The following is a 13103-nucleotide window of genomic DNA, read 5'->3' as shown; positions in this document are numbered from 1 at the left end:
CAGCATCAAATCCTTTCATTTTGGTCAGATTTATCTTCGATAAATGAGCTCAAAAAAACCAACAAGATCTAATTATCTTATTGGCTTTTCGAACTTTTTTTATTCATTTACATAAGCTGAAAAGAAGACCTCATTCTATAGTTCGCCTGTATCAATAACTTACCACACGGATAACTTATATCTGGGGTCATTTTCGTCAATAAATTCAACTTTTTCATAAGAATTTCTTTCTGCATTTTGATAAAGTAGTTCAACTAGTCTTAAATCCTTACAATAAATATCAATATAAGTTACGTCAACGATTAGTAAAACTAGCTCTGCATCACTTGATAGAAATTCTTCATAGCTATGTACCTTACAAGGTTTAGATTTTAATGGAAAAGCGATAATCTCACCAAAGATTGCATAATACTCACTGTTATCTAATCTCTCTTTAAAGCTAGATCCTCTTTCAATAAATGGTTGCTCAATATTCCAGTATTTTTTATTATCGTCCATCTCAACAAATTCAATATTCTCCAAATGCCAAACATATTCTTCAATATTCACAGGTTTTAAAGCATCTATTATATTAAGTTCATTATGAATTCTAAATCTTACTCCTCTTTTTTCCATAAATCATCATCCTCACAACTTTTTGCAATCTATTAATCTCTTCTGTATTAGTTCACAAATTCTATCGTTCCATTCACAATCATTTCTGCATTTTCAAACATAATATTTATTGCCTTTCATTTTAGTTAATTAGTCAAAATCACTTGGCTTTTCAACATCACCTTTAAAATAGAATTCTTCTCTATTATTCTTGATATATTCCAATAACTCTTCATCAATGTCTTTTTCCAATTTATAAAGTCTATCATCTAAATCATCAAACTCAGGTTCAAGTTTTTCTAATTGATTATTTCTTTCAATTCTATCTTTACTAGGATAGCCTCCTAACCGCATTGTAGATTCTTTAATAATCTCGTAGTTTTTTTTCAATCCGATAACTTCAAATCCTTTCATAGCATCTTCCCAAACAATGCCTGTTGAATTAAAATAGAATTGGTCATGTCCTCCATTATTAACTTCACTTAAATACCATATTATTGCAAAAACATATCTTTGAGAATCTGTAAACGGTTGTAAATCCCTAAAGTATTGTTCTTCTCCATCATAAATACTAACATTCCACCATAAAGGTTCAATAATTCTAAATACATCATTAGAATTTATAACTTCATCATCGATTGTTATTTCAACCAACTCTTTTTTAGTCATTTCATTCTCCTCTAGTCCAACATTTTTACAACCTGAAAATAATAGCATTTGAAGCCCTAAAACAATTAATATATAAATTACACTTTTCATTTAATTATCTCTCCAAATTTTTTGTAAAGTTGCATATTCTGCAGTTACACAATATAGTACCTTCCCTAACACTATTTTCTCTCATATTATAGTATCAGTTCATCTTTTATGTATACTTTAATCATAGCACTATTTTCTAAGTTAGTATTCAGGTAAAATATGAAAGAACTATACTAAAAAACAAGCAACAAAAGAACCTACAGTTTTATACCTAGGCTCTTAATTAAAATATAAGAATATTGCATTTGGATTGTTAATATCTATTTCTTCAATAGTCTTCCCATTACAACTGTATTGTAATATTTTCCATCTTTATGAAGGCGGTCCTTTATTAATACTCCTTCTTCTACAAATCCATATTTTTCATATAATTGGATTGCTTTTGAATTGGTTTGTACCACATTTAATGAAATCTTCTCAATTCCCACAGTATCTGCCCACTTTAATACATTTTCTAGTAGTACTCTACCAATTCCATGACCCCAGTATTCCTTTGACACGCATATTCCAAACTCTGCTTTATGTCTAAATCTACTTAGTTTACTTCCTTCACAACGAGTAAAGCCAACAATTTTTCCGTCTATATCTGCAACTAAAAATATGGTTCTTTCATCTATTGAATCTTCATAAATTAGTTTCTCAAAATCCTCTGGCGTCAATAGACCTTCACCAGGTTCTCTGTCAAGATTTTCTGTTTCACCATCAATTTTAACTCTTAATTTAGATAACTCAATTGCATCTTGTTTTGTTGGAGAGCGAAGTACCCATGTTAGACTTTTACCTTCTATTGTTTTGTTTTCAATAATCATATTATATTACCCCCACAGTATTATAATGTATGTTATGGAACATTTCTTTATTTACTGTCACCTTATTATTTAATCAATTTACACTCAAGTATATTAGTTATTTAAATTTAAAGAAATCCCTTTGTCTAATTTTGTCGACAATCATTTTGATCTTTTAGATAGAAAAAGAGCTACTTTAATAGCCCTTTTTCTTCTTTAAACTCTGTTATTTGCTTTATTCTCAGCCTTTCCTTCTAAAGCAAAGGCTGGTACAAAAGCTCTTAATGCTAATGCAATAAGCCATTAACTTTCTTTCCCTAGATTGTTTCTTTTTTATCCTACGCCTCCTTTGATTTATAAATATCTGTCATGATTATATCAGATCATTCTTTCTTTTACTTACTCCTTTAATTCAGTTTGATACGTTTTAACGGCACTCGATCATTAACAAGTATTAACAAGCCCACCGATAATACAAGACTTAATCCCAATGGTACTATTTTTTTCATTGACATACTATAACCTCCATATTGTTCTTTAACTTTACTTCTTCTTATTTACCTATGTAATCACTTATAAATTATAGGTCAGTTAGAATCTTAACTATGGGTTTAGTATATATATGAAATGTGTAAGAATTGTCATAGGATTATGTGAAATTATGTAAGACTCTTGCTAGCAAGCTAATGTTATCCATATTGTTTATATAGACTTTCATAATCTATTCTATTCTCATTCTCACAAATTTTTATAAGTTCATCTCTCACTTCCATTAAAGCAAATCCTAAAAGGTTCTGACCCTTCCACAATAGAGGATTTTTTATATTTTCATCATCTACTGATAGTCCTATTCCCCATATCTTATCAAATGGACTTGCTTCAACAAGCACTTTACCCTTTGTCTGTATTAAGTATTGCTTTAGCTCATTATCCTGTAGAAATTTTGCGAAATTACCATTGAGTATAATTGCACTACGTTTTCTCCTCCATATCTCCTCATCAAAATGCCTAACTTTTCTTCCAAATTCCTTTATTTGCTTAGGGCTATTACTTTTTAATATAGCATCTAACATATCTTGATCATTAAATATTCTTGCCTTCTCAGCCATCATATACTGTTCCATACAGCAATAATGACTAGTATCAATTGTAAACTTTGATTTCCACCATTGGCTCATGCAACTCTTTGTAATCTTTCCATCACTAGATGGTTGATGACCCCAGAAAAATATATATTTTGTCTTTTTACCCTTCCTAAAATCCTTTTGTAGGCTATCAAGAGAATATTTCAATTTATGATCTTTACTCCAAAATAATGTCCCATCATCATAAATATCTTCATCTGTATCCTTATACCAACCGAGCCATCCCTTCGGTTCTGGGAACATTTGTTGGTATTTCTGTTTTTCCTCCGTACTTAAACTAGAATACCATCTAAAATATTCATTAGCATATCCTTCTCCATATCCCATTCTCCAACCAATACTATACCTAGTAATACTTGGATACATCAGCCATAAAGGTGGCATTGGCTTACTTAAACTATATGTTTTTTTCATCTGTTTTTATTCCTTTCCTATATACAAATTAACGATCTCTAGCTTTTTTATTAGATCATTAACTCAATTTGATTTGAAAACACCATGTCGATCTTCCTCTTTATAACTTTATCATTTTGATCCAATTCTCCTGTTATAAACGGTGAATCAATATGCTGCTTACTTTTAATATTCTTTTGAGAATTTGCATAGCAATACACACATCCATTGCTACATGTGTTATATGCCCCAATATCAACACTCTTTACACAGCCACATTCAGACCTTTGATTTGAATCTTTAGGTCCCATTCCGCTGTAATTAAATAGTCTTTTAATCAAACCATCATCAATACACTTGCTATGCTTTATCCCAAATTCTTCAAGATTTATTTTTTCTGAACAAGTCTCAATATCAAGGCTATAGCTCTTTGCAATTTCAGAGAATGTTTTTGCAATGCTTATCATCTCATGATGTTCTAAGGCTCTAGTATTTTCTGACTGAATTCCTTTACTAATCTTTGGATATATATCTAGAAAGCTAATAACACATTTCTGAGTACTATTCTTTAATTTACTAGCTAGTAGATTAAATTTCTCAAAATGATCCTCAAGGCAAATATTATCCGATAGCAGTATTGGATCATACCTCCATATAACCTTCTCTTTACCTATCATACTAGATAGCTTTTTGAATATAGGTACTAGTTTACTTTTTGGCGGTAACCCTCTTTCTATCTGATGATCATATGAGGTTAGAGTGAATTGAAAGTAATAATTATAATCTTCTAATAGATCAATATATTTTAATATTGGATAAGGATTTTTTGTCCAAAAAACTATGCACTCCAAAGTCTCTCTGTCTAGTGAAACTTCACTTACTTGGTTATAATTCATTGGATTTCTTACCAGTACATATTTTTCTTTAAGTCTCCTTATAAACCAGTCTGAATAGTATGCTGGAATGTCAGTTCTTCTACTGGCACTTATAATCATTAAATCACTCTCCAATAGTTTCTATATTTATCTCTTTAGCAACCTATAAAAAAACTTTCTTTTTTATCACTTCTATATCAATATATCATTCTTCTTTTATCCACTCAACTTACCTGTAGCAATTTTAATTTGTATACGGATTCTTATCTGGTGGATCTATATCATTTCTCAGATATTACTGTCCTGGCAGTCTGCGTTTCTAGTAACATATATTGGACACTTGAATAGTATGTACTGGAAATAGGATATGTCTTTTACTACTTCCAACTACTTAAAAGGAGTTGATTTTATGTATAAAACCTTACTGATAGAACCCTCTAAAATTTGTCCAACCCCAACGATTTCTTTGGAAGTTCCCATGGAAATCAATTGCCAAGGTTCTATCAGTGGATTAGTAACCTCCGATGGAGTATCTCCAGTTGAAGGAGCTCAGGTAAGTTTTGCTAGTTCAGAACCTAATAGTATAAGTTTTGATCCTAACCCAGCAGTAACAAATGAGAATGGAGAGTATACATCAAGTGTTACTGTGACCACATCTACAGTTGCCACAGTTGTCACTTTCGTGGCCAGTACAGAAGTTAATAACACGCCAATTTCTGATACACAATTCACAGTTGCAGGATGCACGGCTATACCCGAAACAATTTATGTCGCTAATCAAGGTTCAGATAATGCATCGGCAATAGATGGTCAGAGCAACACGCTGATCACATCTTTTCCTGTTCAGCGTTTTCCCCTTAACTTAGCCATTACCCCTGATGGAAACTTTGTTTATATAGCCAATTTTAACAGCGCATCGGTTACTGTAGTTCGTGTATCCGATAATACAGTCATAGATACTGTAAATGTACAGGGAGGATCGCAGAATCTAGTCATCACTCCAGACAGTCAATTTGTTTATGTCTACAATATTGATGCTCGCACTGTTTCTGTTATACGTGTGTCTGATAACACTGTTATTGAAACAATTGGTATGGGTAAAGGTAATAGGGCCAATGTGTATAGGAATATCACCATTACCCCGAATGGTCAATTTGTTTATGTCACGAATACAAGCGATAGTACGGTCTCCGTCATCCGAACTTCAGACAATACAGTTATCAAGACCATCGATGTAGATACTTCCCCACTTTCTGTCGCCAGCACACCTGATAGTGCTTTTGTATATGTTGTAACTGCATTTGGCGCAGTAAACGTTATACGAACATCGGACCAAACAATAAGTGATACCGTAAATTTAGGGCTAAACCCTCAGAATTTAGCCATTACTCCAGATGGAGCATTTGTTTATGTAATTGGAAACACACAGTTTATAAATGTTATCAGAACATCGGATAATTCAAATTTTGCAAATATAGAACTAACCCGTGCTAACTTTGAAACTGATATTGTCATCTCTCCATCATCAGATTTCGTCTATGTAACTTCTAATCAAGTCTTTGAGGCCTTCGGCGCTCTAAATGTCATTGATGTAGCAAGCAATAAGGTCATTAAACAATTAAGCCTTGCTAATTCACCTCAGAGACTGGCGATTAATACCGACGGAAGCAGAGTTTATGTGTCCAACTCAAATCCTGATATCGTAGAAGTCATTCAGACCTCTGACAATACGCTTGTAACCTCTGTAAATGCAGGAGGAAATGGTGGTGTAGCAATAAGTGTTACACCTTGATGATGCTTGAAATCGACAAAACAACTATGAACAGCCCTTGCCAAGCTATACAAGGACTGTTCATTCTTTATGTTCTTCAATCACCTTACTTCTTTAGAGTTTTTATCCTTCCTGGGCTAACTGTTTAAAATATCAAGTTTTAAACTGTAACAACAGTTGAGTACGTCTTTTTTACTGATTTAAATTTAGTAAGTATGGGTATTTTAAAAGTAATTAATCCTGTTGAAAAGGTGGAGTTCAAATGTACGATGTATGCATCATTGGATCAGGTGTAGTAGGATGTTCTATAGCTAGAGAATTATCTAAATACGACAAAAGTATTGTCTTATTAGAAAAAAGCGATGATGTAAGTAATGGAGCATCTAAGGCTAATAGTGGCATTGTCCACGGAGGATATACGGCTAAGCATGGAACTTTAAAGGGTGAGCTTTCTTATAAGGGTAATCGCATGTTTAAGAAGTTAAATGATGAATTAAATTTTGGATATAAAGAAACGGGATCATTAGTATTGGGCTTCTCTGAAGAAGACAGAATCGTATTAGAAGAGCTTATTGAAAATGGCCTTAAGAACGGTGTTAATGACCTAAAGATAATTGATGGAGAAGAAGTAAGGAAGATCGAACCTAATATAAGTTCTAAAGTCACCTGTGCTCTTTTGAGTGAACATACGGGTATTACATCCCCTTATGAAATGGTTATAGCCCTTGCAGAAAATGCTTGTGAAAATGGAGTAGAACTTAGATTAGAAAATGAAGTAAAAGATATTTTAATTGATGATAACCATTTTACAATAATAACTACTAAAGAACATGTGAAATCCAAATATATAATTAATGCAGCTGGAGTATACAGTGATAAAATTGCTAATATGGTCGGCATATATGATTTTCATATTATTCCTAGAAAAGGACAATATGTTTTATTTGAAAAAGGCTATGGTAAGCTTGTAAATAGAGTAATCTTCCAGGTTCCAACAAAAAAAGGAAAAGGAGTTTTAGTAACAAGTACTTATCACGGAAACTTAATGATAGGCCCTAATGCAGAAGAGATCGGTGATAAAGATGATGTGAGTACAAATAAGGAAGTTCTTAATTATATAATAGACACTGCTAAAAAATCTATAGAAGAATTTGATATGAAAAAGATTATAACTTCATTTTCTGGGATTAGATCAACAAGTAGCACTAGGGATTTTATAATAGAAGAAAGTAAAGTAGATGGTTTCATAAATGTATCCGGAATTGATTCACCGGGTCTTACTTCATCACCAGCCATTGCCCTCAAGGTAGTTGAAATCTTAAAAAACGCAGGATTAGATTTAAATCTGAAAGATAATTTTAATCCCTACAGAAAAGCCATTATTAAGAAAAAGGAGTTAAATAACGAAGAAGTAAATAAGCTGATAAACATAGAATCTAGTCCAGAAAAAATAATATGTAGATGTGAGCAAGTTACAGAGGGTGAGATTGTAGATGCATTAAATCGAGGAATAAAAATCACCTCAATTGATGGTATAAAAAAGAGAACAAGAGCTGGTATGGGAAAATGCCAAGGGGCATTTTGTGGAAAGAGAGTAAAAAAAATAATAGCTAGAGAGAATCATATGCCTGAAGAGTTCGTAACTGAAAGAGGACCAGGTTCTTCTATATTAGGTCAAAGAGTTAAAAGGAATTTTTATAATGAACAGTAAGATAGTTTAGTGAATTAGAACTTAGAAGATATATTATGTTAATAAAAGGAATATTGTACTGGTAATATATTAGGACGGTTTGAGGTATCTATCGATAAATACTTCAAACCGTCCTACTCTCAATCTTAAATCCTATTTTTTTTGATAATATTATTAGAAAAGTTTCTCCAAGCTACTCCAAATCTAAGCTTTTCTCTGCAGCCCAAGTATAGAATGACTCGTCATAATTTCTAGCTTTTACATATCCAACCATTCTTAATACAATGGCTAAATGAGCTGATCTAATCCCGGCTGTACAGTATGTAGCAATCTCATCATCCTTATTGATTCCAGCTTCGCTAAACATGGAGTCTAATTCCTTTTGAGACTTAAGTGTTCCATCTTCATTGAGTAAACTAGTATATGGCATGTGAATAGCCCCTGAGAGATGACCGCCTCTGGCTTCACCAAATTTAGTTGCTCCATTATACTCCTCTTTACTTCTACTATCTAATACTTTAGCTGTTTCTATATTACTTTTAACCCAGTCAGTATCAGCTGTATAATCTAAATTTAACTCTTCTACTGTAAAATCACTTGCTTTAGGGTTAGTTCTTTCCTTTGAAACTTCATATCCTTTCTCTTTCCATAGATTAAATCCACCATTTAAAATTTTGGAGTTTTCAAGGCCAGCCATTCTCATCAGCCATACAAATCTACCATCTTCTCCCCAACCGTTCTTTGTATCACTATAAACTATTATAGTTCTCTCCTTATCAACACCGATATTAGAAAGGGCTTTAGATAACCTTTGTGCATCTAACACTACTCCCCAGCCTTTATCTCCTGGCTTCCCATCCATATTAGCAAAGCTTTGCCAAGCAACGTTAACAGCCCCTGGTATATGTCCCTTTTCATACTCCTTTTCTCCCCTTGCATCAAGAATAAGTATATTATCTTTTCCTATATTCTCATTAAGCCAATCAACACCTTCTATGTAGCTCGGATCAGCGTAGGTTCCATTACTTATTTGACTAGTATTGTTAGCTCCTTTAGCACATCCGACCAACATAAATAATGATATTACTGAAATTAGTAGAACCTTTAAAACCTTCTTATTCATTCTTTTCCTCCTCTGTGATAATAAGATTGATAAATATATAACCAAGTTCAACACTATCTATATTATTATATTTGTATTTGAAAAACTAATTGAAATATTTAATGGTTTCAGGTTCATTATAAATATTGTCTATAGTTCTACCTCTTTAATTTGCTTAAAGAAGTAATTTATATATTTAGATGCAATTTATTATTTTTTTCTATAGCCGCAGTTCTTTCATTGAAAATTACTATTGTACTTTAAAGAAATTAATTAATATACTTTATGCGAATAAAGAAATCTGAGGAGGTTATATGAATGAATAGCAACAAGACTACATATGCACTAATCTTTGCTTCTATGGGTATTGTGATTAATATTGTATTTGGCACCATAGTATCAATGTTGAAAATCCCGCTATTATTTCTAGATACTATCGGTACTATTTTTGTAGCAGTGGTTCTAGGACCTTTTTATGGAGCTATTTCAGGAGGACTAACAAATATTATACAAGGTATAATCACAAATCCTAAATCTATTCCCTATGAAATAGAATATACCTCATACTCTTTATCAAGGTGATACCCTAATTTTTCTGCAAGAGCCACAGACCTTAAATCTACAGCATCCCAAACAGGGTATATATTTTTTTCTAGGCATTCTAGTATCAACTTTGAAGCACAGGCCAACGCTAGTCCCTTTTGTCTATATTCTTCCTTCGTTCCGATAGTAATATCAATGAAGCCTTCACAAGAGCTGTATGAAGATGCTCCTGAAATTATCTCTTCATTGTGTACTATTACATATCCCATTCCATACTTTAAGAATTCTTTTAGTGACGAAAAATTCGAACAGCAGTCTGCCATGAATTTGTCCTCTATAACCTTATAGTACAGGACTTCGTCAATTCTTTGTATTTTAAACTCTTGCTCTACAGCAGAAATAAAATCATTGAGAATATTTTTTTGAAATATATCTGGTTCCCTTTTGATAGAAAATCGACTGAATCTTTTAAAACTATTGGGATAGTACTTTTCAAGAATTGAAACCCAGGAGACGTCATCGGCTACGATGATTTTTCTTTTACACTTATCAAGTAAACCTGATATTTTAGTTTCATCCCTCTTATCTTTAATAGACCCAAGCAAGTGACAGAAATCAGCAACAACAACTATTGCAATTGTAGGGTCTTTCTTACTATCAACCCACGCTTTTCCCATTTTTCCTTCAATACAAGACCAAAGGTCAATATTCTTCTTTCCTTTGCACAGAGGACGAAGATAGTACATCTCCTTATTTAATAGCTCTATCAAGTTAGAACCTCCTTAATATATAAGATGTATAAGTATATAATTACTATCACCTTTTTATTTAATTACAGTTTATAGTCAACTATATTAGCTATGCGAATTTTGTTTGCATAGCTCCATGCTAAGATAAATTCATCGACAACTATACTACTTAAGCAAATTTTGTGAAATTCCTTTAACTAGTTTTATCTATTTTCAATTATATTCTAAGTAAAATGGTTGAAAAAATTGAATTTTATGATATATTTTATTAGAATAACTATAGATTCTTTATTTATCATTAGCAAAATCTTATATAGTCATTTTATTTACTTTAATGGGGTGATTTGGTGTCAATAGTTGAAACCGAAGTTATACATATAATAAATGCCTATGAAAATAATTTAAAAAATGTATCAGTGAAGATCCCTAAAAAACAGATAACAGTCTTTACAGGTGTTTCAGGCTCTGGAAAATCCTCTCTATGTATTGATACAATAGCTGCGGAATCAAGAAGAGAGCTAAATGAAACTTTTCCAAGCTTCGTTCAGCAATATCTTCCTAAATACGGGAGGCCTGATGTTGAAAGAATAGAAAACCTTCCTATTGCTATAGTTTTAGATCAAAAAAAGCCAACAGCTAATTCCCGTTCTACTGTAGGTACATATACAGACATTTATTCTCTTTTAAGGCTTTTGTTTTCAAGAGTAGGTGAACCCTTTGTGGGATATTCCGATAGCTTTTCTTTCAATCACCCATCGGGAAAATGCCTTCGCTGCGATGGATTAGGAGTTGTAACCGATCTAAACATCCATAAACTTGTGGATTTTAATAAATCCTTAAACGATGAAGGTGTTATAAGTTTTCCTGCTTTTACAACAGGTGCGTGGCGATGGAAAAGATATGCTTACAGTGGTCTATTTGACCTTGATAAAAAAATCAAGGATTATTCTAAAGACGAACTTGATTTGTTCCTTTATTCGCCTCAGATAAAGCTAAAAAACCCGCCTCCTCACTGGCCAAAATCTGCTAAGTTTGAAGGTATATACCCAAGAATGTACAGAAGCATAATACACAAAAAAGAAGGAAAGAGGCATCAAAAAATACTTGATAAGATGATAACAACCTCTATTTGTCCAGAGTGTAGCGGCTCAAGGGTAAACGACAAAATAAGGAGCTGTAGAATAAACCATAAAAATATAGCCGATGTTACGGATATGCATATACCTGAAGCAATAAAATTTATTAAATCCATTGATCATCATTTAGCACAGGATTTAAAAAGAGAGCTCATAAAGCGTCTTACTGCATTGACTGAAATAGGCCTTGGCTACCTTTCTCTAAATAGGGGCATTGGAACCCTATCAGGAGGCGAAGCACAAAGGATAAAAATTGCAAAATATATAAACTCGGCCTTAACTGATGTAGTTTATGTCCTTGATGAACCTAGTGCTGGACTCCATCCCCACGACATAAAGCTTTTAAAAGAATCTCTGATTAAGCTGAGAAATAACGGAAACACGATTTTGATCGTTGAGCATCACAAAGAAATCATAAAAATGGCAGACTTTATTATTGATATGGGACCAAAGTCAGGTTCTAAGGGAGGAGAAATAATCTTTACAGGTTCCTACGAGGATCTTATAGATTCCGATAATCTTACTGGAAAATCATTAAAACACAGAAAATCCTTTAAAACGTACCTTAGGAAGCCTACTGATTGGTTCTCAATTAGTAATGCTAATTATCACAATTTAAAAAATCTCTCTCTCAAGCTTCCTTTGGGGGTTTTAACGGTTATTGCAGGCGTGGCAGGTTCAGGAAAAAGTTCTCTCATGGATTTTTTTCAAAGTGTTTATCATAAAGAGATAGTTTCTATAAATCAAAAAAATATCGGAAAAAGTTCTCGGTCAACGCCTGCTACATACCTAGATATTTCAGATCCTATAAGACAGCTTTTTTCAAAGTCAAACAAAGTAAGCCATACATTGTTTAGTTTCAACTCAAAGGGAGGCTGTCCCGCATGTGGTGGTAAAGGAATTATCATTTCTGATATGTCCTTTATGGATTCGATTGAAACAGTGTGTGATGTTTGCCACGGAAATCGCTTCTCTATGGAAGTTCTTAAATATACCTATCATGGTAAAAACATTGCAGAGGTAATGAATCTTACTGTTGATGAGGCTATTGAATTTTTCAAAGGGGAAGATTTTACTGAGAAACTACATTCTCTTGAAAGGGTAGGCCTTGGCTACCTTCATCTTAATCAGTCAATTACAACTTTATCAGGAGGTGAACTCCAACGAGTTAAGCTCGCAAGTCAGCTTAATCAAAGAGGAACAGTATTTATACTTGATGAGCCAACTGATGGACTCCATCTCAACGACGTTAAAAAACTCATGAAGCTCTTTAATCAGCTTGTGGATGAAGGAAATAGCCTTTTTCTTATTTCACACAACATTAATGTAATGAAAGATGCTGATTATATTATAGAGCTTGGTCCTAGTGGTGGAATGACTGGCGGTAGTATACTCTTTTCAGGAAAGCCTGGAGAAATGCTAAATTCAGAAGTATCAATAACACGTCCTTATTTAATTGATAGTTTGCCAGATATGTTAAAGTCACAATAGAAGCTTTTATAATTCTTTAAATATTTTTGCTAGATATAACTTCCCTACTATCTAACAGTGTTTATAT

Annotated in this window: 11 protein-coding genes; 4 read left to right on the top strand and 7 right to left on the bottom strand. The window is 32.9% G+C overall.

The window, feature by feature from the left end; translation table 11 throughout:
- Positions 1 to 159: 159 nt before the first annotated feature.
- The 5 genes from R9X47_RS28315 to R9X47_RS28295 all read right to left on the bottom strand — a co-directional run bounded on the left by R9X47_RS28315 (position 160) and on the right by R9X47_RS28295 (position 4674).
- On the bottom strand, positions 160 to 615 hold the full coding sequence (locus R9X47_RS28315; protein ID WP_432664410.1) for a DUF2691 family protein: 456 nt from the start codon (positions 613 to 615) through the stop codon (positions 160 to 162).
- A gap of 129 nt (positions 616 to 744) precedes the next feature.
- Entirely contained in the window at positions 745 to 1353 is a 609-nt protein-coding gene (locus R9X47_RS28310; RefSeq protein WP_432664409.1) for a DMP19 family protein, read from the bottom strand.
- A gap of 260 nt (positions 1354 to 1613) precedes the next feature.
- A complete protein-coding gene (locus tag R9X47_RS28305) occupies positions 1614 to 2162 on the bottom strand; it encodes a GNAT family N-acetyltransferase (RefSeq protein ID WP_432664408.1) in 549 nt (182 codons plus the stop codon).
- Between the two features lie 668 nt (positions 2163 to 2830).
- Complete coding sequence (locus tag R9X47_RS28300; RefSeq protein WP_432664407.1) at positions 2831 to 3700, bottom strand: NADAR family protein; 870 nt, start codon at positions 3698 to 3700, stop codon at positions 2831 to 2833.
- A gap of 50 nt (positions 3701 to 3750) precedes the next feature.
- Entirely contained in the window at positions 3751 to 4674 is a 924-nt protein-coding gene (locus R9X47_RS28295; protein ID WP_432664406.1) for a DUF1848 domain-containing protein, read from the bottom strand.
- Positions 4675 to 4963: 289 nt separating this feature from the next.
- Between R9X47_RS28295 and R9X47_RS28290 the strand changes: the two genes are divergently transcribed.
- Both R9X47_RS28290 and R9X47_RS28285 read left to right on the top strand, forming a co-directional pair.
- Positions 4964 to 6346 (top strand): hypothetical protein, encoded by a 1383-nt coding sequence (locus R9X47_RS28290; RefSeq protein ID WP_432664405.1) that lies wholly within the window; start codon positions 4964 to 4966, stop codon positions 6344 to 6346.
- 241 nt (positions 6347 to 6587) lie between these two features.
- Positions 6588 to 8036 (top strand): NAD(P)/FAD-dependent oxidoreductase, encoded by a 1449-nt coding sequence (locus R9X47_RS28285; protein WP_432664404.1) that lies wholly within the window; start codon positions 6588 to 6590, stop codon positions 8034 to 8036.
- A gap of 172 nt (positions 8037 to 8208) precedes the next feature.
- Here the strand turns inward: R9X47_RS28285 and R9X47_RS28280 are convergent, their stop codons facing one another.
- Entirely contained in the window at positions 8209 to 9138 is a 930-nt protein-coding gene (locus R9X47_RS28280) for a sulfurtransferase (protein ID WP_432664403.1), read from the bottom strand.
- Positions 9139 to 9435: 297 nt separating this feature from the next.
- Between R9X47_RS28280 and R9X47_RS28275 the strand changes: the two genes are divergently transcribed.
- A complete protein-coding gene (locus tag R9X47_RS28275) occupies positions 9436 to 9699 on the top strand; it encodes a hypothetical protein (RefSeq protein ID WP_432664402.1) in 264 nt (87 codons plus the stop codon).
- On the opposite strand, the gene R9X47_RS28270 is transcribed toward R9X47_RS28275, so the two are convergent.
- Positions 9660 to 10430, bottom strand: a complete 771-nt coding sequence (locus tag R9X47_RS28270) for a GNAT family N-acetyltransferase (protein ID WP_432664401.1) — start codon at positions 10428 to 10430, stop codon at positions 9660 to 9662. The genes R9X47_RS28275 and R9X47_RS28270 overlap by 40 nt on opposite strands.
- Before the next feature lie 326 nt (positions 10431 to 10756).
- Here R9X47_RS28270 and R9X47_RS28265 point away from each other — a divergent pair, with 326 nt between their 5' ends.
- Positions 10757 to 13036, top strand: coding sequence for an ATP-binding cassette domain-containing protein (locus R9X47_RS28265; RefSeq protein ID WP_432664400.1), 2280 nt, complete (start codon positions 10757 to 10759; stop codon positions 13034 to 13036).
- Positions 13037 to 13103: the final 67 nt, after the last annotated feature.

The sequence above is a fragment of the Wukongibacter baidiensis genome (assembly GCF_050888315.1).
Classification (GTDB): Bacteria; Bacillota; Clostridia; order Peptostreptococcales; family Caminicellaceae; genus Wukongibacter; species Wukongibacter baidiensis.
This window is presented reverse-complemented; position numbering and strand designations above follow the sequence as displayed.

Coding starts and splice junctions, on each gene's coding strand:
- R9X47_RS28300 (WP_432664407.1), bottom strand. CDS start 3,700: ATGAAAAAAACATATAGTTTAAGTAAGCCAATGCCACCTTTATGGCTG.
- R9X47_RS28305 (WP_432664408.1), bottom strand. CDS start 2,162: ATGATTATTGAAAACAAAACAATAGAAGGTAAAAGTCTAACATGGGTA.
- R9X47_RS28315 (WP_432664410.1), bottom strand. CDS start 615: ATGGAAAAAAGAGGAGTAAGATTTAGAATTCATAATGAACTTAATATA.
- R9X47_RS28295 (WP_432664406.1), bottom strand. CDS start 4,674: ATGATTATAAGTGCCAGTAGAAGAACTGACATTCCAGCATACTATTCA.
- R9X47_RS28290 (WP_432664405.1), top strand. CDS start 4,964: ATGTATAAAACCTTACTGATAGAACCCTCTAAAATTTGTCCAACCCCA.
- R9X47_RS28310 (WP_432664409.1), bottom strand. CDS start 1,353: ATGAAAAGTGTAATTTATATATTAATTGTTTTAGGGCTTCAAATGCTA.
- R9X47_RS28285 (WP_432664404.1), top strand. CDS start 6,588: ATGTACGATGTATGCATCATTGGATCAGGTGTAGTAGGATGTTCTATA.
- R9X47_RS28275 (WP_432664402.1), top strand. CDS start 9,436: ATGAATAGCAACAAGACTACATATGCACTAATCTTTGCTTCTATGGGT.
- R9X47_RS28280 (WP_432664403.1), bottom strand. CDS start 9,138: ATGAATAAGAAGGTTTTAAAGGTTCTACTAATTTCAGTAATATCATTA.